The 22,597-nt window shown below is 60.5% G+C and carries 17 protein-coding genes; 8 read left to right on the forward strand and 9 right to left on the reverse strand.

The window, feature by feature from the left end; translation table 11 throughout:
* Nucleotides 1–9 precede the first annotated feature (9 nt).
* Nucleotides 10–897, reverse strand: a complete 888-nt coding sequence (locus QWJ34_RS17590) for a hypothetical protein (protein WP_302729819.1) — start codon at nt 895–897, stop codon at nt 10–12.
* Nucleotides 890–3,073 (reverse strand): NAD-dependent epimerase/dehydratase family protein, encoded by a 2,184-nt coding sequence (locus QWJ34_RS17595; protein ID WP_302729821.1) that lies wholly within the window; start codon nt 3,071–3,073, stop codon nt 890–892. Before QWJ34_RS17595 ends, QWJ34_RS17590 begins: the two co-directional genes overlap by 8 nt.
* Before the next feature lie 144 nt (nt 3,074–3,217).
* On the opposite strand from QWJ34_RS17595, the gene QWJ34_RS17600 reads away from it, so the two are divergent.
* A complete protein-coding gene (locus QWJ34_RS17600) occupies nt 3,218–4,618 on the forward strand; it encodes a DUF4832 domain-containing protein (RefSeq protein ID WP_302729822.1) in 1,401 nt (466 codons plus the stop codon).
* Nucleotides 4,619–5,187: 569 nt separating this feature from the next.
* Here the strand turns inward: QWJ34_RS17600 and QWJ34_RS17605 are convergent.
* A complete protein-coding gene (locus QWJ34_RS17605; protein WP_302729824.1) occupies nt 5,188–6,072 on the reverse strand; it encodes an aldose 1-epimerase family protein in 885 nt (294 codons plus the stop codon).
* A gap of 222 nt (nt 6,073–6,294) precedes the next feature.
* On the opposite strand from QWJ34_RS17605, the gene QWJ34_RS17610 reads away from it, so the two are divergent.
* From QWJ34_RS17610 to QWJ34_RS17625, 4 genes are all read left to right on the forward strand, one after another.
* Nucleotides 6,295–7,497, forward strand: coding sequence for a DUF418 domain-containing protein (locus QWJ34_RS17610; protein WP_302729825.1), 1,203 nt, complete (start codon nt 6,295–6,297; stop codon nt 7,495–7,497).
* 112 nt (nt 7,498–7,609) lie between these two features.
* Entirely contained in the window at nt 7,610–8,095 is a 486-nt protein-coding gene (gene msrA / locus QWJ34_RS17615; protein ID WP_302729826.1) for a peptide-methionine (S)-S-oxide reductase MsrA, read from the forward strand.
* Nucleotides 8,096–8,315: 220 nt separating this feature from the next.
* Complete coding sequence (locus QWJ34_RS17620) at nt 8,316–9,047, forward strand: tetratricopeptide repeat protein (RefSeq protein ID WP_302729828.1); 732 nt, start codon at nt 8,316–8,318, stop codon at nt 9,045–9,047.
* Nucleotides 9,048–9,116: 69 nt separating this feature from the next.
* Nucleotides 9,117–9,644 (forward strand): GNAT family N-acetyltransferase, encoded by a 528-nt coding sequence (locus QWJ34_RS17625; RefSeq protein ID WP_302729830.1) that lies wholly within the window; start codon nt 9,117–9,119, stop codon nt 9,642–9,644.
* On the opposite strand, the gene QWJ34_RS17630 is transcribed toward QWJ34_RS17625, so the two are convergent.
* From QWJ34_RS17630 to kdpF, 6 genes are all read right to left on the reverse strand, one after another.
* On the reverse strand, nt 9,620–10,756 hold the full coding sequence (locus QWJ34_RS17630) for a hypothetical protein (RefSeq protein ID WP_302729832.1): 1,137 nt from the start codon (nt 10,754–10,756) through the stop codon (nt 9,620–9,622). The two genes, QWJ34_RS17625 and QWJ34_RS17630, sit on opposite strands and share 25 nt — an antisense overlap.
* A gap of 501 nt (nt 10,757–11,257) precedes the next feature.
* On the reverse strand, nt 11,258–13,609 hold the full coding sequence (locus QWJ34_RS17635; RefSeq protein ID WP_302729834.1) for a universal stress protein: 2,352 nt from the start codon (nt 13,607–13,609) through the stop codon (nt 11,258–11,260).
* Nucleotides 13,610–14,127: 518 nt separating this feature from the next.
* Nucleotides 14,128–14,703: a potassium-transporting ATPase subunit KdpC gene (gene kdpC / locus QWJ34_RS17640; protein ID WP_302729835.1), complete on the reverse strand. Its 576-nt coding sequence runs from the start codon at nt 14,701–14,703 to the stop codon at nt 14,128–14,130.
* 134 nt (nt 14,704–14,837) lie between these two features.
* A complete protein-coding gene (kdpB, locus tag QWJ34_RS17645) occupies nt 14,838–16,865 on the reverse strand; it encodes a potassium-transporting ATPase subunit KdpB (protein ID WP_302729837.1) in 2,028 nt (675 codons plus the stop codon).
* A 59-nt stretch (nt 16,866–16,924) separates the two neighbouring features.
* Nucleotides 16,925–18,595, reverse strand: a complete 1,671-nt coding sequence (kdpA, locus tag QWJ34_RS17650) for a potassium-transporting ATPase subunit KdpA (protein ID WP_302729838.1) — start codon at nt 18,593–18,595, stop codon at nt 16,925–16,927.
* A gap of 94 nt (nt 18,596–18,689) precedes the next feature.
* Nucleotides 18,690–18,770 carry a K(+)-transporting ATPase subunit F gene (gene kdpF, locus QWJ34_RS27125; RefSeq protein WP_368046820.1) on the reverse strand — a complete coding sequence of 27 codons (81 nt, stop codon included), beginning with the start codon at nt 18,768–18,770 and terminating at the stop codon, nt 18,690–18,692.
* A gap of 520 nt (nt 18,771–19,290) precedes the next feature.
* On the opposite strand from kdpF, the gene QWJ34_RS17655 reads away from it, so the two are divergent.
* From QWJ34_RS17655 to QWJ34_RS17665, 3 genes are all read left to right on the forward strand, one after another.
* Nucleotides 19,291–21,042 (forward strand): ATP-binding protein, encoded by a 1,752-nt coding sequence (locus tag QWJ34_RS17655; RefSeq protein WP_302729839.1) that lies wholly within the window; start codon nt 19,291–19,293, stop codon nt 21,040–21,042.
* Between the two features lie 3 nt (nt 21,043–21,045).
* A complete protein-coding gene (locus QWJ34_RS17660; RefSeq protein WP_302729840.1) occupies nt 21,046–21,750 on the forward strand; it encodes a response regulator in 705 nt (234 codons plus the stop codon).
* A 208-nt stretch (nt 21,751–21,958) separates the two neighbouring features.
* On the forward strand, nt 21,959–22,408 hold the full coding sequence (locus QWJ34_RS17665) for an Lrp/AsnC family transcriptional regulator (RefSeq protein ID WP_302729842.1): 450 nt from the start codon (nt 21,959–21,961) through the stop codon (nt 22,406–22,408).
* Nucleotides 22,409–22,597: the final 189 nt, after the last annotated feature.

Here is a 22,597-nt window from a genome sequence, read left to right on the forward strand (position 1 = left end):
AACGGCCGGTCACGCTCCTTCCGACCAGAACCTTACGGACTTCAAGCCGCGGCTGGTCAATCGGGTGTCGGACCGCTTTAACGAAAGCAGCGTTTCCTGGAAAAGCGCGGGCGCGCGCATCGAATAATACAGATTCAGCAGCAGCAGATACGGTTCTTCGCGTCCGGGAAAACGTTCCGCGAATATCCTGGCCGCGGTTTCCGCGGCGGCATAGTTATGTAATTCGAGTTCCGCAGCCACTTTTTCTTCGTAAGCGTCGAAGCTGCCCGGATCGGCCTCGATGCGCAGCTGAAGCACCCCGGCCAGATCGAATCTCAGCCGCTGCATCGTATCGTCGTCCAGAAAGCCGCTGCGAATATAATCGTGCAGCACGCCGGCGTAATTTTTCAGGAAAACCGGGTCCTGTCTGGAGAATTCGTACTGCACGGACAGCTCCTGCAGGGAACGGTTCAATTTGCGCTTGATTTCGACCAGGGCGCTGACCGCGTAATGGGACGTCTCCGTATCTTCGTTGGACACGGCGAGCTTGATCGTTTCCAAATTCCGGGTGGCGTCGCCGTTGAGCAGCTCGATCATCGTGCGCCGGCGGGAAGCGAGGTCCCCGATCAGCAGCGCTTCCTCAAGCGGAACGATATTGACCTCCCGTTCCGGTTCACGCAGCTCCGCGAGCCGGCCGGGTTCTTCCGGCGCGCTCGCGTTCAGCAGCGATTCCAGCTTCGCTTCGCGCAGGTCCCCGTCTTCCGGCGCCATGCGCCGGAACAGAGGGAACAGGAAGCCGATCACCGGAAAAGCGGCGGCAAAAGCCAGCCTGATCGCGGCCTCGCGGCGCGAATCGCGGTAGCGCAGGCCCAGGGCAAGCGCGCAGGCCGCCGCATAAAGCAAGTAAAACTCAAGCATAATGCTCGGCCCCTTTCTGCGGAAGAGAAGCAAGCTGCTTCCGAAGACGATCCATAATGCGCTCGCCTTCGCTCTGGCTGGAATTGCTGAGCAGCAGCATCAGCTCCCCGTTCGGTCCGAGTCCCAGATAATCCGTTTCCCGAAGAGAAGAGTGAAGGCGTTCGATTTCCCGGGGGGAAACGTCCCACATCTCCAGATGCAGCAGAGCAAAGTCCGTTCCGAGCTGTTCGCTTGCTTCTTGTTTGCTCGACAGAATATCCATGAATGCTTCGGTGCGAAGGACGCGTCTTTCATCGGCGTCGACATAACGTTGACCGGCGGCGGCATCGATATAGGTGTGGGCGCGGGAGAGGGAAGAGGAGATGAGTTCTACCGTCGTTTTGAACAAATTCTGGTAATACAAAGTAAAACGATTGAATTCAACGGCGTGCAGCGAAACGATGGCGACGATTTCCCCGTGGCTGATTACGGGAGCGGACAGCAGCGGCGCGTCCGGAAGCAGGGTCTTGTTGATGTACATCTGCTGATCGTAAACGACAGGGATCAGATATTCATGTTCGTCCACCTTCAGCGACCGCGCGGTCGCCGACGCCAATTTGGACGAACAGCCCGCAAGCCGCAGATAGTTTTTGTTCCGGTTAACCGTATAGATCGTGACTTCGTCCGTTTTCATGATATCCTCAAGCACCCCTACAGCCGCCAAAATGATGCGCTCGGGCTCCAGGTTGTCCAGGCTGCGGGTAACGGCCTGCATTTTGCCGAAACTGTGCTCGGTACTCAGGATCTGCTTTTGCAGCTCGTCTTTGACCGACCGCGTATCTTCGTGCACTTTATGCAAAAAGGCATATTTCTCGGAGGCCTGCGCCAGCTGCTGATTCGCGTCGTTCAGACGGTTTCTGCGCCGGTCTATGCTGTAGCCCACGGCAAGGCCCGTCAGCAGATACAGCGCCAGTTGGAAAAACAAGCTGGAGTCGTAAAGCTGGGAAACCATATCGTGGCCGCTTATCGTTTGTTCCCGGATATAAAAGCCGATAGCCAGCGCCACGGCGAGCATCGACTGCCGGCTGCCGTAGAAAATGCCCATCAAAATAATGTACACCATCATCAAGTCCAGCCCGGCGGAAACATTGTCGCTTAGCAGGCTGCCAATTCCGCAGAAGGCGGCGAAAGCGAGCAGATTTTCTATGTAAGGAAGCGCTTTCTTTATTGGATTGCCAAGTAAGGAAACTTTTGCTTCGGGCCGGGGCTGTGACGGAGCGGCGCTTCGCTCCTGCCGGGTTCGCTCGAACATACGCTGCAAACCGGTCTGCAAATGGTATTTGGGCGCCCAATCCAGAGCCTGCATCACCCGCCGGTTGTCGAGCACGGAGCGGTAAATATCGCCTTCGCGCGGCGGTTCGTAATGGACGGGCGTTTCTCCGTACAGCTTGTGCAGTTCGCGGATCAGATCGTTGATCGAACTCTCCGTGCGGGTCGAAAGGTTGTACGTTCCGCTCATCGAAGAGTAAGAAGCCCGGTAGATCGCATCCGCCACGTCTTCGACGTAAATAAAATCGCGCGTCTGATTGCCGTCGCCGTTGACATTCAGGTCGGACTTGCTCAGCAGCTGCTTGATAAAGATCGACACGACGCCGCCTTCGCCGCTGTTGCCCTGCCGGGGGCCGTACACATTGGAGAAGCGGAAGCACAGTGTATCCAATCCGTAAATCTCGGTCCATTTGGCGCAGTAGGTTTCCCCGATCATTTTGTTGATTCCGTAGGGAGAGATGGGTTCGAGAGTGGAGGTTTCTGGAATGGGTAGTTGTTCGGTTGTGCCGTATACGGCGGCTGAGGAAGCGAAGATGAGCTTGCCGGCTTCATAGCGGCTTGCGAGTGTAAGGATGTTCGTCAGTCCCAGAACATTCGATTGGGCGTCTTGGACGGGATCTCGTATGGATGTGGAAACATTGACTTGAGCGGCCAGATGGACGACGGCGTCGAATCGGTTGGCCCGGAATATCGCTTCGCATTTGGGGTCTTCGACCGACAGTATGTAACTTTTGTGCTCAAAATCAATATTTTGCTTGTTTCCCGAGGAGAGATTATCAATAATGTATACATCGTACCCCTCTTTATAGAATCTTTCCGCTACAAAAGACCCTATAAAACCATATCCGCCGGTGACCAGTACTTTCATGGATCTCCTCCGTTCTTTATTCTTGGTGATTATCCAGTATATCTCAGGTATTTCTTAAGGCAACATTATACTCGGGAGTATTTCATACGTCTATATAAGAATAGAGACTTTTTTACTAAAAAATTGGTACGAAAGGTGATGCAAATGTATAAAAAGCCCGTGCTTATGGTCATTAAGATGGCAAGTGTAATAGGCATAATCCTTATTTTTCCTTTTATTGCGGCCGCGGATAAAGTCAAACCGGTGCTGTCCGTCAACTACCCCGCCGAATCGGACGTCGTGCTGTACAACCCGTATATCGGGCTTTCGGCGGATGCCCGCGACACTTCCGGGGTTAAGCAAAAGGTTACTCTGGTTCACGCCAATTTTCTGTGGAGAGAACTGGAACCCGAGGAAGGGGTATACGATTTTGCGGCCCTCGAAGAAAAATTCAACTTCAAGTATTGGAAAAGCAAAGGGGCGCGGCTGGTCCTGCGCGTGGTGCTGGATTATCCGACCAAAGAAAGCCATACCGATCTTCCCGATTGGCTGTACGCGAAGATCGGCGGGAAAGGAACGCATTACGATCTGGATTACGGCAAAGGGTTCAGCCCGGATTACGGCAGCGCCGTACTGATCCAGGAGCATCGCAAAATGATCGAAAAACTGGCGCAGCGCTACAACGACGATCCGTTTGTAGCGTTTATCCAGCTCGGCAGCATCGGCCACTGGGGCGAATGGCATACGATGGACGAAGGACCCGACCGCATTGCATTTCCGCTTCGCCGTATTACGGATCAGTACGTCGCGCCTTATGTGGAGAACTTTACCGACAAAATTCTGATGATGCGCCGTGCGACGCAGGCCGCGGCGCGCTACAAAATGGGTCTGTACAACGATGCGTTCGGCAAACGCGACTCGACGGTGGACGGTTTCTACCGGTGGTATACGAAAGGCTATACCTCGTGGCTGACGCAGGAGAAAGAACCGGCCATGCCGGATTTCTGGAAAACGGCGCCCAGCGGCGGCGAGTTCCCGGACTCCGAGGACTACGTGCGGGATTCCTCGATCGCGGAAACGCTGTATCAGGCCAAGCTGACGCATACTTCGTGGCTGGGACCGGCCGCGCCCTGGTCGGTGGAGCAGGGAAGCGAGCTTCAGGAGAATATCGATAAGCTGCTGAAAACGATGGGCTACCGGTTTGTGATCGACAAAGCGGTGTATGAAAAAAGCGTCAAAGCCGGGCAGGTACTGCATACGCGAATGATTATCGAGAACAAAGGGAACGCGCCGTTCTACTACAAGTGGCCGCTGGAAATCTCCCTTGCCGACAGTACGGGCAGCGTGAAAGCGTCGGTGCGCAGCTCGACGGACATCCGGACCTGGCAGCCGGGCAAGTCGGAAGCGACCGTATATTTGACGGTTCCCAAAGGGCTCAAAGCGGGGACTTACAGCGTCCAGGCGGCTATTCTCGATCCGAGCACGGGAAAACCGGGCGTGGATTTCGCGAACGAGAATCGGGGGAAGGACGGGCGTTACCAAATGGGGAAGGTGGTAATCAAATAATGGAGAGCCCCGAGGAAATTCTCGGGGCTTTTAGTTTGTCTTGAAGTTCCTGTTCGTTGGGGAAGCCATGAAGGCTGCGGGGAAAATTCGTTAGCGTAGGCTTTCGACGTGTCTTTCTTCGAAAGACTTTAGGTCGCGTGTTGAAATCGGGAAATTGGATGAGGGTTAAGTGGGGATTTCCCGATTTCAAAGGCGAACACTAGCAGCATAGGCTTCCGAAGTGACTTTCTCCGAAAGTCTGTACCTTCACTGAATTTTCCCCTCCGCTTATCGCTTCGCTTTGGAACGGATCTTCCAGACAAACGGAGCCCCGAGAAAAATCTCGGGGCTCCGTTTTTGGATGAGCGGGAGAGAGCGGCGGCGAATTCAAGGTATTCGCCGCCGCTTTATAGAAAGTTCGTCCGGTGCTTAGGGGCCGAAAGGAATCAAGATCGGCTTCATCGGGATCAGGCCGTTCCTCATAAGGCCTAAGGGCCGGGTCTTGCTTCGCGAGAGACGAAGGAACCGGGCTTTGCAAGAGCAAGAGCAAGAGCAAGAGCAAGAGCAATAGCACGGGCAGGATCGGGATCTTACTTGACTTCGATCATCAGGGAAGCTTCGAAATACTCGCCGGGTTGGACTTCGGCGGCGAGTTCTTTGTCTTTCAATTCGCCCTGGAATCGGTCGGCGTCGGCGAGGCCGTGCCAGGGTTCGATGCAGACGAAAGGAGCGTTCAGGGGCTGCCAGACGCCCAGGTACGGGAAGTTCTCGTATGAGACGGTGACGCTGTGGTCGTTCTTGCCGCTGGCCAGCGTCACGCGTTCGGACTTCACGTCGCGGAAGATCATGGCGCCTTCTTCGAACTGGCGGCGGGCCAGCGGGAGAAGGGTCTCTTCTTCCAGCAGCGTCTCGGACTTGTCCGGGATCTGGATATTGCCGCCCGTCACGAAGAAGCGTTCCAGCGTTTCCGGCTGTTCGAATTCCAGGCGATAATCCTCGAACTGCTCGTCGTCTTCCCCGCCGCCGATCGGGCAGTTGAACGCCGGGTGCGTGCCGAGCTGGAAGTAGATCGGCTTGTCGTCTTCGTTGTCCACGCGGTAATCGATGCGCAGGATCGATTCATCCAGCGTGTAGGTGAGCGTCAGCGCGAATTTGTACGGATACATCGCCAGCGTTTCGTCGTCGTAAGCCAGCCGGAACGCCGCCCGCTTTTCGTCCGCTTCGACCAGCCGGAATTCGCGGGTGCGCGCGAAGCCGTGGTTTTTCAGCTCGTACGTGCCGCCTTCCGCCCGGATCTTGCCTTCGTAGACCGATCCGACGATCGGAAACAGCACCGGCGAACGGCCCGTCCAGAACTTTGCGTCGCCGCTCCAGACGTACTCGATGCCCGTATCTTTGCGTTTGAAGCTGACCATTTCCGCGCCCAGCGGCTTGATCTCCACCGACGCGACTTCGCTGTTCAGTACCTGATTCATGGATTGTATCCCTCCGTTTGAATGACTGAAATAGATTTCGCAATTCGTAACTGCTTTCATTGTAGCAAATACGGCACAGATACAAAAACGCAGCGCCGGAAATGACATAACTGTAGTGAAATTGACTTTTTTCAAGACCTAAATCCGGCTGATCTCCCGCTGTAGAATAAGAACGTTGTGACCGGCTTTGCCGCGATTATTTTGCTGAACGGAGAGATTATGATGAATGAATCGGATGGACATCGTCCGCTTCGGCCTTCGGCCGGCGCGCGAATCGATATTCTGGATCAAATGAGAGGACTTGCGCTGCTGGCGATCTTCCTCTGCAATCTGGTGGCGCTGAGCGGAGCGTCGGCCGCGGACGGCACGCCGGGAGGATGGGTTTATCTCGGCGTGCATATCGGACTGGGAGACAGCAGCCGCACCCTGTTTTCGTTTATGTTCGGCATCAGCATGCTGCTGGTGTACGAAGGAGCGGCGCGCCGGGGCAGGCGGCCGTACGCCACGCTGCTGCGGCGCATGCTGACGCTGCTGCTGATCGGAGGGATTCACTTGTTCGGGATCTGGAGCGGAGACATCCTGTTCATGTACGCGCTGGACGGGCTGATGCTGCTGGCTTTTCTATGGATGAGTCCGGTCTGGCAGCTGGTGTCGGGCATCGTGCTGCTGATTCTGACGTCTTCCACGCTTCAATCGCTGTCTTACGACGGCGGCTGGCGGTATCCCGACCCTTCCGCTCTGCCGTTCCGGCTGGCGGACGGCCTGTCGCTGTACGATCATCCTCGCGCGTTTCTGCTGATATCGGAATGGCAGCTTGCGATCCAGCATCTGCCGTTTTTCCTGTTCGGCATGTACGCTTACCGCAAAGGCATTTTCCGGCTGGCCGAGCGTTTCCCGCGCCGCTTTATCGGAATCGGGCTTGCGCTGCTGGCGGTCGGACTTGCGGGCAAAGCGGCGAACTCGTTCGGTTACGCCGCGCCGTGGCTGGCCGATATCGCGCTTGTTTATCCGTTTGCTTACGTCGCGGCGACGCTCGGGGCGGTATGCTGCATCCTGGCGCTCGGGCGAAGCCGGGGCGCGGCATCCCGGGTGCTGGCCCTGTTCGGGCCGGTCGGCCGCATGGCTTTCACCTGCTATCTGCTGCAGTCCCTGATTTACGTGTCCGTATTCGCGCCGACGGGCGAAGGCCTATTCGCTTCGATCGGCTGGGTGGGCGTCCTGCCTTACGGCCGGGTATTCGCAGGCTCGCTGCTGTTCTTCGCGGCGCAGATGGCATTCGCTTATTACTGGCAGCGCCGCTTTCTCTATGGGCCGTTCGAGTGGCTGTGGCGGATCGGAACGAATCTGGAGATCCCCGCTTTTCGGCGCAGGCGGCCGGCGCAGCCCGTCGATGAACACGGCGGTTTGCCGGAGCTTCGGTCTTAAACGTAAACGTCTTTGCCGGACTTTGTCCGCGCGGGACGTTTTTTTGTGCGCGGCGCATACGGCGCGTATAATTCGAGGCATCATCACGGATAAGGAGAGGGGGATCGCGGCAATGCGGCAAACAGACAAACTCACTTTCGCCATGGGCTGCTTCTGGGGGCCGGAAGACCGCTTCGCCCGGCTGCCCGGCGTAACGGGAACGCGCGTCGGCTATGCCGGCGGTGAAAGCGAAACTCCGTCGTATCGGCGGCTCGGCGGGCATTCGGAGGCGGTGGAAGTCGAATTCGACCCCGGCGAGATTTCGCTGGAGGAGCTGTTGGAACGCTTCTGGAGCGAGCACAATCCGGAAGCGGTCGAAGGCTACAAGCCGGACGATTCGCGCTACCGTTCGCTGCTTTTTTACCGGGACGAACGCCAGCGGGCGGCGATGGAGCGGGCGCGTCGCGTCATGCAGGAGCGCGGGCGCAACAGCCGGGCGACGCGGCTGCTTCCGCTGGGCGCTTTTTATCCGGCGGAAGAAAAGCATCAGCGGTACGAGGAGAAAAAGCGCCGAAAAACGAAAGCGGGCCGGCGGCCGGAAAACGGAAACGAAGCATAAACGGAACGCCAAGCAAAGTGCCGATTATTTTGCCAAAAGGTTTGGCGCATAGCGCAATAGGCCGCCGGAAAAGAACTTGCGAAGCGGATCGATTCTTGGTTTCGCCGGCCGTACGGGCACGCATTGTGCACATTCACGCTCCGTTCTTCCGGATTCGGCACGTTTTTCGCCCGCGGGGCGCCGTTTTCGGGTACAATCTTGGCATGGGGAGGGGAGACGCATGGAATATTTCGATAAAGGCATGGAGTGCTACAAACGCAAAGATTTCCGCAATGCCGATTTCTATTTCAAAAGAGCGCTGACGGAAAAAGGCATGCATGCCGAAACCCTCGATTACCTCGGGCGATGCCGGCTGGAGCTGGGCGATTCGCGCGGCGCGCTGGAAATCTTCGATCAGACGATGAAGATGTCGCCGATCTGGGAAAAGCCGTATGCCGGCAAAGCGAGGGTGTATACGAGCCGCAGCAAATACGAGGAAGCCGAGCCGCTGGCCCGGCGCGCGCTGATGTTGAACGCCGGATCGGCGGACAGTTGGTCGGTGCTGGCGTATATCTGCGAGCGGACGGGACGGCTGAAAGAAGCCAAGTCGAATTATTTGCGCGCGCTGGAACTCGATCCGCGGCTGGAAGAAGCGCACGTGCATCTGGCGATCGTGTATTACCAGCTGTGGGAACCGTATTCGAAATGCCTGGAGCAGCTCGATCTGGCGCTGGAGGTCAATCCGCAGTCGACCGACGCGCTTTTTAATAAAGGACTGATTTACAAAGATCTGCGGCGCTACGGATCGAGCCGGGCGGCGTTCGAGAAGCTGCTGGCCATCGATCCGGACGACCGCGAAGCGAATCTGGAACTGGCCGAGATTTATAAAAGGGACCGCCAGTACGACAAAGCGCAGCAGTGCATGAGCCGTGCGCGCTCGCGCAAGCCTTACGATGGGCGGAAGCGGGAATAAGCGGGGCTGTTTGGGGGCGGGTGTGTCGCAGAACGGCAGGGTTAATTGCGGCGAAGAAGGAGGATGTCTGTGGACGACAACGAAAAAAACGGAGCCGGATCGGAAGATCCGGCTGTTCCCGGGAACGGATCGGGCGCGCGCGAAGAAGCGCGGGGGAATGCGGCAGAGATCGAAACTCGCCGTATCACGTTTGGAAGTCCGGAATACGCGCAGGGCCTTAGGCTGCGCGACGAAGTTCTGCGCCGTCCGCTCGGCATGAATATCGCCAACGACGACCTGTCCGGCGACGCCGGAGCGCTGCATGCGGGGGCTTTTGCCGGCGAAAGGCTGGTCGGCACGCTGCTGCTGCGCGCGCTGGACGAACGCACGCTGCAAATGAAGCAGGTGGCGGTGAACGAAGCGCTGCGCGGAGCGGGCATCGGCCGGCGACTGGTCGAATACGCCGAACGCCTGGCCGCGGAGCAGGGTTACGACGCGATCGTATTGAACGCGCGCGACGTCGCGGTCGCTTTCTACGAGAAGCTGGGCTACGCGCGCGAAGGCGAGATGTTTACCGAAATCGGGATTCCGCATTATCGGATGCGGAAAGCGCTCTGACCATGCGCGCGAATAAGGGGCTCGGTCAAGGTGCCTGGCCGCGGCTTGTTCGTCCAGCAGCCCGGTCTGCCGGTTTGGCCGGCCGGCGGTTCGGGATAGAAGGTCGGAACCGATGTATCGCGGCATGCAGCCGGGCGCGAGCAGGGTTGGCGGTGCGCGCGGAAGCGGCATCCCGCACGATAAGATGCGAGAATCCACCTGATTGCCGACGATCGGCGGCAAACAAGCGAATGAAATGCGAGAATCCACTTTATTAGCGAAAAAGAGGCCCGAAAGCGCCAAAATTCGCAAATAGAGTGGATTTTCGCATTTGAATGCCCGATCCGAAAACGTGCGAGGAAATAAAGTGGAAATTTGCATTTGGACGCGGTGGACGAAGGCAGACAGCGGCGGATGGAGGCGGAAAGCGGCATACGGCGGCGGCTGCGCGGCTGCCGGCGCAAGACTTCAGCCGGCGGTCGGCTGACGAAGGGCGGGGCAGGCAGAGCTGAAAAACCCGGATTCTCCATTGGCGGAGAATCCGGGTTTGGTTGTTGGATGTAAGCGGAGGAGGAGCCGGGCTGCCGGCTCAGAACAGCGAGCAGTACGCGTCGGCCCGGTCCATCAGTTCGGACGAGGCCGGGCGCAGGGCCGCGGCCGCGTGCAGCCGCGGCAGCATGTCGTCCGGCTGCTCCGCGCTGCCGGACACCGCCGCAGGCGCGGCGCGCGGACGGGTGCGGCGCATAGCCGCCGCTCTTGGCACGGCCCGCGGCAGCCGCGCCCTGCGCCGCCTGCGCGGCGAGGCCGCCGAGCAGCATGCGCGCGCCCGCGCGGCGCGCCTCCAGCTCGGCCCGCAGATCGGCCAGCGCCAGGCCGCCGAGGCCCTCCGCGAAAGCGGACGCCGCTTCGCCCGGCGTCAGCCCGCGCAGGCGGCGCAGACAGCCGCCCCAGCGCACGAGATCGGCGGGCGCGAAGCCTTCGGAGATCAGGCAGACGCCGAAACCGGACGACTCCCCGCAGGACAGCTTCAGCAGGCCGTACCGGCGAATCTCTTTACGCGGCGCGGGTTCCCGCAGCTCCGCCACAACGTCAAACGCAAACAGCTCGATTCCGGACAACCGTCTTTCACTCATCCTGTTTTCCTCCTTACCGTGTACGCAAACTCAGCGACGTGCATCTTTAGCTGCCTTTTCGCCCTCCAATGAACCGTACCTAAAGCGTGTACGATTCATTCAACGAATGAACCGTACCTAAAGCATGTACGCTTCATTCACCGCCTACGTCACGTTCCCTTGACGTGCCCCGGCACGCCTTCGGAAAAGTTCCTTGCACAGTCGCTTGTCTCACTCCTATAGTAGGCTTTCGTTCGTTTGAATGGCACACGGTTTAGGTGCGATTCAAACGGACGAAACTGAACATCGATTTGAGACAAGTCGCTGAGAACGAAAATTCAGCTAAATCTGCGTCCTTCGGAGTTTGCGTACACGCCCTGATACTTTGTCCCAGATGAAGGTAAGGTTACGCTCGGCTGAAACGCCCTAGAACCGTGTGCCTTTCAGCCAAACGTAAACCTACCATTTGAAGTGTGACAAAGTACCAATACCGCCGTTTATCTTCCTTCGCCGTTCCCGTTCTTACTCGTCCCGCCGCACCTGGGCCGCCTGATCGAATCTCGCCACCATCAGCAGATCCATATGCCGCGCGGTCCGCAGCAGGCGGCGGGTCAGCGAGCCGAACATCAGGCGGTAGGCCGCGGAGCGGCGCGTCTGGCCCACGATGAGCTGGGTGCAGTGCCGAGCGTCGGCGCGCGCCAGCAGTTCCTCGTGCAGCCGCCGCACCGGAACGCGTTCGCCCAGATCGAACTGTCCGCCGAGCCGCCGGGTCAGCCGCCGGATCTGGTCGATCCGCTCTTCCCGTTTGTCCGGCGGGCAGCTGTCGTCCGGGATATAGCAGACGTGCCACGGAGCTTTGAGCCGGTACGCGATACGGAAGCCGCGCCGGATCAGCCGCTCCGCGTTGGGACTGAGCGTGATCGCAACGAAAATGACCTCCTCGCGCCGCCACGGCCCGCGCAGCGAACTGGCGCGTTCCCACGATTCCAGCCGCTCGTCCACATCGTCCGCGATTTCGCGCAGCGCCAACTCCCGGAGCGCGATCAGATTGCCCGTTTTAAAAAAATTCCCCAGCGCCTGTTCCACTTTCTCCCGCGCATAAATCCGTCCTTCGCGCATCCGTTCCCGCAGCGCTTTCGGCGTCACGTCGATCAGCTCGACTTCGTCGGCGAGCCGCAGGATGGAGTCGGGCACCGTTTCGCGCACCCGCACGCCCGTCAGCTGCTCGACGCTGTCGTTCAGGCTTTCCAGATGCTGCACGTTTACGGTCGAGATGACCGAAATGCCCGCGTTCAGGATGCGGATCACGTCTTCGTAGCGCTTTTTGTCGGCGCTGCCCGGCACGTTCGTATGCGCCAGCTCGTCCACCAGCACCACTTCCGGATTGCGCGCGATAATGGCGTCGGTATCCATTTCTTCGAGCCGCGTTCCTTTGTACGGAATAACCGCGCGCGGCACCAGTTCCAGTTCTTCGAGCTGGGCCTGCGTTTCTTTGCGTCCGTGCGTTTCCAGCAGGCCGACCACGACGTCGATATTTTTTTTGCGCAAAATATTGCCTTCCCGCAGCATCGTGTACGTCTTGCCCACGCCCGGCGCCGCGCCGATGTACACTTTAAAACGCCCGCGCTTGATTTCCTCGATCCGGCGTCCGGCCTGCTCCTCGCTGATGCGGCGGTAAGGACCGGCGGGATCGCTCAGCGGTTCTTTGCGCTTGGTGGGCAGGATGCGTTCCCCGCCGCCCGCCGAACGGTCGGCTACGACGAATACGTCCACGTTGCGCATATTTTTGACCACTTCCGCTACGATCGAGCCCTGCGTCAATTCCTGGACGCGCGTCTGGTTGGAATGGCCGATCACGATGCGCGACACGTTTTGTTCCAGCGCGAGCCGCATCAGGGTGGAGGGGATGTCGCGGCGCGAGCCGATATGGACCTCGTGCAGCTTCGCCCCGATCTTCTCGCACAGCTTGCGGATCGACCGGCGGAATTCTTCGCGTTCGGGGCCGAGCTTTTCGCCCGGTTTCACAAAAGTCACGACCGACAGCTCGCCGCCGAGCCGCTGCGCGATCTGCTGGCCCCGGCGGATATGAATCGAGCCGTTCCAGTGGTACTGCGCCGACACCAGGATATGTTCCGCCGTGCCGGACGCGCCGATATATCCCTGCTCGCCGCGGTATTTCAGCAGGCTGCCGTTGACGCCTTCCGCCACCAGCCGCAGCGTCAGTTCGCGCAGTACGCCGATATTGCCGCGGCTGAACAAATTTTTGTCCGGCGCGTTCGCATGGGCCAGCAGCCCGTCTTCGATCCGCGCCAGCAGCGCTTCGGGCGTCACGTCGATCAGCCGCACTTCGTCCGCCTGCTCCAGCGTATCGGCCGGCACCGTTTCTTTGACGTCGATGCCGACCAGTTTGCGCGCCATCTCGGTCACGCCCTGAAGCTCGTACACGTTGACGGTGGCGATCACGCTGATGCCGAGTTCGAGCAGCCGGCGGATATCGTCCAGCCGGCTCCGGTTCGGCGCGCCTTTGCGGTTGCGGTGCGCGAGGCCGTCGGTCAGCAGCACCTCAGGGTTGCGCTTGATAATCGCGTCCAGGTCGAGGTCTTTGCGTTCCGCGCCGTCCGCGCGCGTCCAGTGGATGCTCGGGATGCGCTCCAGCCCTTCGAGCTGCTCGATCGTATCGGGCCGGCGCATGGTCGAGACCGCGCAGAGCACGACGTCCACGCCCTGATTGCGCAGCGCCTGGCCGTCCCGCAGCATATGATACGTTTTGCCGGAGCCGGGCATGGCCCCGATAATGATCTTGAGCCGCCCCGTATAGAGCGCGTTGATCGACTCCAGAATTTCCTCCGGCGATTTGCGTTTGAAGTCCGGCATGGGATTCTTCCTTCCGATAGGATGGGGGACCGACGGTTCGGCCGGGTGGTCTTAGTTCGGTCTTGATTTGGTTTTGATTTGATTTGGTCTTGACTTGGTTTTGATTCGGTCTTCATTCGATCGGCGGTGGCTCCGGCTAACGGAACGAGGAGACGCTATTCGGCCTTTTTGGGCACCTTTTTGCGGCTAACGGAACGCAGCGCCGTTATTTGGGCCAAATCGCCCCGAAACGCCTTCATTCCGCTTCACTAAGGTCGCTGGGTTCCGTTAGATTTCGTGCAGCCTGTAAAAAGGGCGATTAGCGTCTCTCGGTTCCGTTAGAGCGGCGCTTCATGGGCCGGTTGGAGCAGAGGGCGCGATTCCGGCTTCTTGAATCGATGTACCGGCCTCGCCCGGCCCAGCCCGGCCTCGCCGCGCGGTTTCGCCGGTTTGTGCAACGGCTTCGACCGCCCGGTGCAGCCGAGCTATTCGTCTTATCGACAGCCCGGCCAATCTTGGCCCCTCTCGGCGCGGCGCGCCTATCGTGCTTCAACCGCCGCCTGCACATCCAGATTCAGCTCCAGCACATTCACCGCCGGTTCGCCGAACAATCCCAGCGAGCGGCCCTGCGTGTTGTCTTCGATCATTCGCTCCAGTTCTTCCGCCGGCAGGCCGGTGGCCGCGCTTACGCGCGGTACCTGGGCCTGCGCGGCTTCCGGGCTGATATGCGGGTCGAGGCCGGAACCGGAGTTGGTCACAAGGTCGATCGGCAGTTCCGAGACCGGCACGCCGGGATTCTCCGCCTGCCAGGACGTCACCGACTCCTGCGTGCGTTTCAGCAGTTCGGGATTCGACGGCGCGTAGTTCGGCGTGCCCGAGCCGTTGGCGTCGTAATCGATGCTGGACACCCGGCCGTGGAAATAGCCGGGGTCCGTGAAGTTCTGGCCGATCAGGCGGGAGCCGACGACCTGACCTTCGGCGTTCTCGATCAGACTGCCGTCGGCTTTGTCCGGCGCGGCGGACTGGGCGACGGCCCAGACGGCGATATTGTAGATCAGGCAGCAGACAATCGCCACCGTAAAAGTCGTGCGAAGCGTAACCCAGATGATTCGCATAAAAGTTCCTCCAGTTTGATATAAAAAATGGGATAGCGTCCCGCCGGAGCGGACAGGCGGATAGTCCGAACGGCGCCCGGAGGCGTCCAGTTTATCCGCCTGCCCGCGCGCTCGGCCCTTCGCTCCTCCTCGCGTCAGATAAACGCCTGCACCGCCAGGTCGATCAGCTTGATCCCGACAAACGGCGCGATGACGCCGCCGAGGCCGTAGATCAGCAGGTTCTTGCCGAGCAGCCGGCCGGTGCTCATCGGTTTGTACGCGACGCCGCGCATCGCCAGCGGGATCAGCAGCGGGATAATGATCGCGTTGAAGATCAGCGCCGACAGGATCGCGGACAGCGGCGAATCCAGGCGCATGATATTCAGCGCCTGCATCTGCGGGATGGCCAGCATGAACATGGCGGGGATGATCGCAAAGTACTTGGCGACGTCGTTGGCGATGCTAAACGTGGTCAGCGCGCCGCGCGTCATCAGGAGCTGCTTGCCGATCGCGACCACTTCGATGATCTTCGACGGATCGGAGTCCAGATCGACCATATTGGCCGCTTCTTTGGCGGCGACCGTGCCGCTGTTCATCGCGATGCCGACATCGGCCTGCGCCAGCGCGGGCGCGTCGTTGGTGCCGTCGCCGGTCATGGCGACCAGCTTGCCTTCGGCCTGTTCGCGCCGGATCACGGCGATCTTGTCTTCCGGCTTGCTTTCGGCGATAAAGTCGTCCACGCCCGCTTCGCGGGCGATGGTGGCCGCCGTCAGCGGGTTGTCGCCGGTGCACATAATGGTCTTGATGCCCATGCGGCGCATCTGATCGAACCGTTCGCGCATGCCGGGCTTGACGGTGTCTTTGAGATGGATCAGCCCGTAGACGCGGCTGTCCACGGCGACCGCGAGCGGCGTGCCGCCGGCCGTCGCGATTGCGGCGGAAGACGCATCGAGGTCGCCCGGAATCTCGCCGCCCTGCGAGCGGACCCACTGCTTGACGGCGTCGACGGCGCCTTTGCGCACGCTGCGCCCGTCTTTGAGGTCGATGCCGCTCATGCGCGTCTCCGCTTTGAATTCGACGAATTCTCCGCCTTCGGCCAGTTTCGCGTCGTACGGCAGGCCGTTTTTCTTCATCAGCTCCAGTACGGAGCGTCCTTCGGGCGTTTCGTCCCGGAGGGAGCTGATCGCCGCCCAGAAGGCGGCTTCTTCTTCTCGGCTGCCGGATGCCGGCACGAATTCGCTCGCCATCCGGTTGCCGAAGGTAATCGTGCCGGTCTTGTCGAGGATGATCGTATTGATATCGCCGGAAGCTTCGACGGCTTTGCCGGACATCGCCAGCACGTTGAACTGCGTCACCCGGTCCATGCCGGCGATGCCGATCGCGGACAGCAGGCCCCCGATCGTGGTCGGGATCAGGCAGACGAGCAGGGCGATCAGGATCGGGATTTCCATTCGAATATCCAGGTAATCCGCCAGGAACGGCAGCGTAACGACCACGATCAGGAAGATCAGCGTCAGGCCGACCAGCACGGTGTTCAGCGCGATCTCGTTCGGCGTTTTCTGGCGCTTGGCGCCTTCGACGAGCGAGATCATCCGGTCGAGGAACGATTCGCCGGGATCGGCGGTAATCCGTACTTTGATCCGGTCGCTGACGACCTTCGTGCCGCCGGTAACGGAGCTGAAATCGCCGCCGGCTTCCTTGATGACGGGCGCCGATTCGCCGGTAATGGCCGATTCGTCGACGGAAGCGAGCCCTTCGACGACTTCGCCGTCGCCGGGAATCAGCTCGCCGGACGCCACGACGACGAAGTCGCCTTTGCGCAGCTCGGAAGCCGGGACGCTTTTGACGCCGCCGTTTGCGACTTTGTTGGCGGTGATATCCTGCTTCGTTTTCTTGAGCGAGTCCGCCTGCGCTTTGCCCCGGCCTTCGGCCAGCGCTTCGGCGAAGTTCGCGAACAGCAGCGTCAGCAGCAGGATCAGCGTCGTCGTAATATTGAACCAGCGCGGCACCGTGCCGCCGAACGCGTCCGGCGCAAAGCACAGCAGCAGCGTCACGAGGAATCCGATTTCGACGACGAACATCACCGGATTGCGCATCATGATGCGCGGATCGAGCTTTACAAACGATTCCCGCAGCGCGGCGGCCGCGATCTCGCCGGTCAGCATGCTTTTTTTCTTTTCCATAAATCAGCGTCTCCGTTTCGTAGATAAAGTGTCGTGGACAGCGCGGCGCCTGCAAGTCTTTACAGCGTCAGCTGCTCGGCGATCGGGCCCAGCACCAGCGCCGGGAAGAACGTCAGCGCGCCGACGATCAGCACGATGCCGACGAAGACCGCGCCGAACATCGCCGTATCGGTGCGGAACGTGCCCGAGGCTGCCGGAACCGGCTTTTTGGCAGCCAGGGAACCCGCGACCGCAAGCAGCGTCACCATCGAGATATAGCGGCCCAGATACATGACGATACCCGTACTCACGTTCCAGAAGGTCGTCGCGTCGCCGAGTCCTTCGAAGCCCGAACCGTTGTTGGCGGCGGCGGAGGTGAATTCGTACAGCGCCTGCGTCAGTCCGTGGAAGCCGGGATTGGAAATGGTGTCCGGGTTCGTCGCCAGCGCGATTGCCGTCGGCACCAGGATCAGGAACGGCTGGACCAGCAGCGTGACCGCGATCAGCTTCATTTCTTTGCCTTCGATCTTGCGTCCGAGGAATTCCGGCGTGCGCCCGACCATCAGGCCGGACAGGAACACCGCGATCAGCGCGTACATCAGCACGTTGACAAAGCCGACGCCCATGCCGCCGAACACCGTATTGAGCATCATGTTCGCCAGCGGCACCATGCCCCCGATCGGGGTGAGCGTATCGTGCATCGTATTGACGGCACCGGTCTCGGCGGCGGTCGTAATCACCGAATAGAAAGCCGACTGCGCTTCGCCCAAGCGGACTTCTTTGCCTTCCATCGAGCCCTGCTCGTGCTGGATGCCCAGATTGTTCAGCACCGGATTGCCGGCGCTTTCGGTCGACAGCGATACGCCGGTCATGACGATCAGCATCGTCAGCATCGAGACGAACAGCACGCGGCCCTGCCTGAGCGAGCCGACCATTTTACCGTAAGCGAACGGCAGCGCCGACGTAACGAGCAGCATCAGCAGAATTTGCAGCAGATTGCTCAGCCCGCTCGGGTTCTCGAACGGATGCGCCGAGTTGACGCCGAGGAAGCCGCCGCCGTTGTTGCCCAGTTCTTTGATGGCGAGAAAAGACGCGATCGGCCCGCGGGCGATCGTCTGCTGCGCTCCTTCGAGCGTGGTTGCCGTCGCGGCCGATTCGAACGTTTGCGGCACGCCCATGAAGACGAACAGCAGCGCCGAGACGAACGCGACCGGCAGCAGCACCCGCGTCAGGGCGCGGATCAGGTCGGCGAAGAAATTCCCCGCTCCTTTGCCCGACAGGCCGCGGATAAACGCCATCGCGAGCGCCAGGCCGGTCGCCGGGGACACGAACATCGAGAATACGAGCACGGTGGCCTGGGACAGATACGAGACGCCGCTTTCGCCGCTGTAATGCTGGAGATCCGTGTTCGCCATAAAGCTGATCGCCGTATTGAACGCAAGCGACGGTTCCATATTGGCGACGCCGGCCGGATTCAGCGGCAGCGCGCCCTGGAAGCGCAGCACGAGGTACACGAGCAGGATCATGACGGCGTTGCTGACGACCAGCGCGGCGGCGTAGCTTTTCCAGCTCTGGTTCTCCTCGCGAAAGCCGCTTATCCGGTAGATCAGCCGCTCGAGCGGACCGAAGACCCGGTTCAGCCGGTTGGGGCCGTAATCGAACGCCGCCGCGAGATACAGCCCGACGGGCTTGGCGAGAAGGACGGCGATCAGCAGGGTAACGGCGATAGAAATCAAACTGAGTGTAGTCAAGGAAACTCCTCCATCTGGTAGGCCGGCCGGCGCGGTCCAGCCCGCGTCCGGTCGGCGCATCATTCGAATTCTTTCTTTTTTTGCTGCGGAATCTTCAGAATTTCTCCGGGTGGATCAGGGCATAGCCCAGATAAACGAACAGCAGCGCCGTCGCGGCGGCGAGCAGCCAGATCATCGTTCGTCACGTCCTTCCCGGACCGTGCTGTCGGACCAGGCGGACAGGCCCAGCAGCGCCAGCGCCATGAGCAGAACCGCGGCAATCATCAAGAGATCGGTCATGTTATCCTTCCTTCGCTTTAAAATGGGGGTTCGCGCTCGTTAAGCCGCTTTTCGGCTTGTTCGTCCGTGCTTCGGGGCGCGGTTCGCAGCGGCGGGATGGTCTTTTGCGCCGGCTGCGGTTCCTGTGATGTAGGTTAGGCCCGAATGTCTGCTTTGTAAAACGTTCCGGAGCGGAAAAAAAGCCGCTCGAAGCCGTAAGGCGGAATGAAGGCGTTTGAAAAGCGGTATGACTTTCGTATAATCCTTTTTTCTGCCGATTACGCTTGTTTTCGCGGATTTTTACGCCATTTTTACGCTGTAAGACAAGTTATTTATATGTTTTTTATGCGGATTTGCGGGCCGGAAAGAGGCGGCGGAGCGTGGCATGATTTATACTGGAGAAACAAGAAAGGTTAACGGAAGGACGGTGCCGGAACGTGGACGAATGGGAGCGCGAAGAAAGCAATCGGGCGGGAATGCTGGAGAAATTGGCGGACGCGGCGGAGAAGCTGCCCCGCTGGTCGGTGTATACGCTCATTACGCTGCTGACCGCGCTGCTGACGATCGTGCTGCGGTCGTATGCCGAAGAGCTGGAGATCGTCAACGTGGCGCTGATCTATCTGTTTCCGGTGCTGCTGAGCGCGGTGTACGCAGGGCTCGCCCCGGCGATTTACTCGGCGGGGGCGAGCGTGCTCGCGCTGGACTTCTTCTTTGTGCCGCCCGCGCTCAGCTTCACCGTGGCCGATCTGCGCTATCTGATTTCGTTTGCCGTTTATTTGTCCGCCGCGGGGCTGACCGCCAGTCTGTCGGGGCGGCTGCGGCAGCAGCTGATCCGCTCGCGGCAGCGCGAGGAACATACGGCGCTGCTGTACGCGTTCAGCCGCCAGATCGGGTCGGTCGCCGACGCGGCGTCGCTGCTCGACGGACTGTCGCGGCGCCTGGCGCAGACGATCGGGGCGGAAGCGGCGATGTATATTCCGGATGACGCGGGGGAACTGCGTTCGGTACGGGAACCGGCGCGGCCGGACGGGCCCCGCGCGCGGGAAGAAAGCGTCGTCGTCCGGCTCGTGTACGAGCACGGCGAAGAAGCCGGCCGCGGCACGCAGACGCTGCGCGAGCTGCCGGAGCGGTATATGCCGCTGCGCGCGGAAGGGCGGATCTACGGCGTGCTGGCCGTGAAATTCCGCGATTCCGGCACGGCCGCTGGAGGAAGCGCGGAAGGAACCGGCCTGAGCCGGGAAAGGGAGCGGCTGCTCGAAGCGCTGTGCGGATTGGCCGCCGCCGCGATCGCCCGCTTCAGGCTGGCCGAAGAAGCGAAGCTTGCGCATCTGACCGCCGAATCGGAAAAGCTCCGCACGGCGATTCTCGATTCCGTGTCGCACGAGCTGCGCACGCCGCTGGCGACGATCGTCGGCTCGGCGACGGGACTGATCGAAAGCGACGGGCTGTTCACGCCGCAGGACCGGATGGAGCTGCTGGAGACGATACGCGGCGGCGCGATGCGCATGAACCGGCTGGTGCAGAATCTGCTCGGCATGGTGCGGCTGGAAAGCGGCATGCTGCGGCTGCGCCGGGACTGGTGCGATGTGCAGGACCTGGTCGGCGTGGCGCTGGCGCAAACGAAAGATTTTCGCGGCGGCCGCAAACTGCGCATATCGATCCCCGACGATATCCCGATGGTGCGCGGCGACGAGGTGCTGCTGGAGCAGATGCTGGGCAACGTGATCGGCAACGCGATCAAGTACAGTCCCGACGGCAGCGGCATCGTCGTCGAAGCGAGCGCGCGGGGCGGCCGGCTGGTGCTGAGCGTATCGGACGAAGGACCGGGAATCCCGGCGGCGGACGAACAGCGGATTTTCGAGAAATTCTACCGTTCCGACAGCACGCGCCATGTGTCCGGCACGGGACTCGGGCTCGCGATCTGCAAAGGCATCGTCGATCTGCACGGCGGCACGATCTCCGCGTCGTCGAGACGAAGTTCCGCACCGCCGGAGCAGATCGGAGCGGACGGCGAAGGCGGGGGTCCCCAATGCGGAAGCGCGGAAGGCCCGATCGGGCCAAGAGGAACCGGCGGCGCGGGCACGGTTGTAACGATCGTGCTTCCGCTGGAAGATTCGCCTTCGAACCGGGCGGAGATCGTGCCGGGCGTCGAAGCAAATCCCGGCGAATCCACGGAAAAGGAGGAATAACCGATGACGAACGAACCGGGCGCGGGCGCCAGAATCCTGGTCGTGGACGACGAACCGCAGATCCGCAAGCTGCTCAAAGTCACGCTGTCCGCCCACGGCTACGCCGTGCAGGAAGCGGAAACGGGCGAAGAAGGCGTGCTTCAGGCTTCGCTCAACCATCCCGAACTGATCGTGCTCGATCTGGGCCTGCCGGACCTGACCGGCATGGAAGTGCTGGGGCGGATTCGCGAATGGTCCGGCGTGCCGGTGATCGTGCTGACGGCGAAGGACCGCGAAGAAGACAAGATCGCCGCGCTGGACGCGGGAGCGGACGATTACGTGACCAAGCCGTTCGGCATGGGCGAGCTGGTGGCGCGGATTCGCGTGGCGCTGCGCCATACGGCGAAGGTCGAAGGCGAACCGGTGATCCGCAGCGGCGGACTGTCGATCGATCTGGCCCAGCGGGTGGTGGAGCTGAACGGGGAACGCGTGAAGCTGACGCCGACCGAATACGAAATGCTCAAGATGCTGGCGTCGCACGCCGGCAAAGTCGTCACGCAGCGCCAGCTGCTCCGACAGGTCTGGGGCGACCGGCACGACGAAGGCGACAGCCACTACCTGCGGATTTATATCGGGCATCTGCGCAAAAAACTCGAAGAAGACCCGTCGCAGCCCAGGCTGATCGTGACCGAGCCGGGCGTGGGATACCGCTTCCTGACGCAGGATTGAACAGGCTGCGCAGGTGCGATATTTCACTGTAGCAAGCAGGCATTAAAGGACCTGAGCCCCATATATCCGGGCAGGAATGCGAGAACGCTTCAATATCCGGAAACGGAAGGTTCGAACGACCTGCGCTTTTTGCATCTTCTTGAAGTTTGCGATCTCGTGATAAGATAGCGTTTGAGCGGAAAAGAATGGTAGAAACAGGGGGATGGGATTGGACGCTTTAGACATCAAAATACTTAGACTGCTGCAAACCAACGGGCGCATGAGCGTTACGAACCTGTCGGGCGAACTGGCGCTCAGCCGGCCCAGCGCGGCGGAACGCCTGCACCGTCTGGAAGAGCGCGGGGTGATCGAGGGCTATTCGGCAAGCGTTTCGCCGGAATCGGTCGGCCGCGACACGCGGCTGGTGATCCAGATTACCGATCTGAAAGTAGCGCCGCAGGAGTTCGAACAGTGGGCGTGCGGCGAAGCGGACATCACCGAGTGCCACCGGGTGACGGGGCACGCGAGTTATTTCCTCCAGGCCGCCGTCGCCGGTACGCCGGGGCTGCGCCGCCTTGTGGATCGGCTGATGGATTTCGGCAGCGTGCACACTTCGGTCGTGCTGGCTTCGCCCGTGCTGCATCGTCCGATGCTGCCGCCCGGCGAAGAAGACCGCTGAGCCGGCTGCCATGCCGAAAAGGGATCGGATGATCCGGCCGCGCGAGAACGGACGAAGTCGGTGAGCTTCGTCCGCCTCGGCATAAGAGAGACTTTCGAAACGATTCGAAAGTCTCTTTTTATTTTGCAACCGTTACCAATGATCGATCGACCGCACTGCGTGATCCGCGCGCCGTACGAATGTCCGGGA

Source organism: Saccharibacillus sp. CPCC 101409, assembly GCF_030518235.1.
In the GTDB taxonomy this organism is placed as follows: domain Bacteria; phylum Bacillota; class Bacilli; order Paenibacillales; family Paenibacillaceae; genus Saccharibacillus.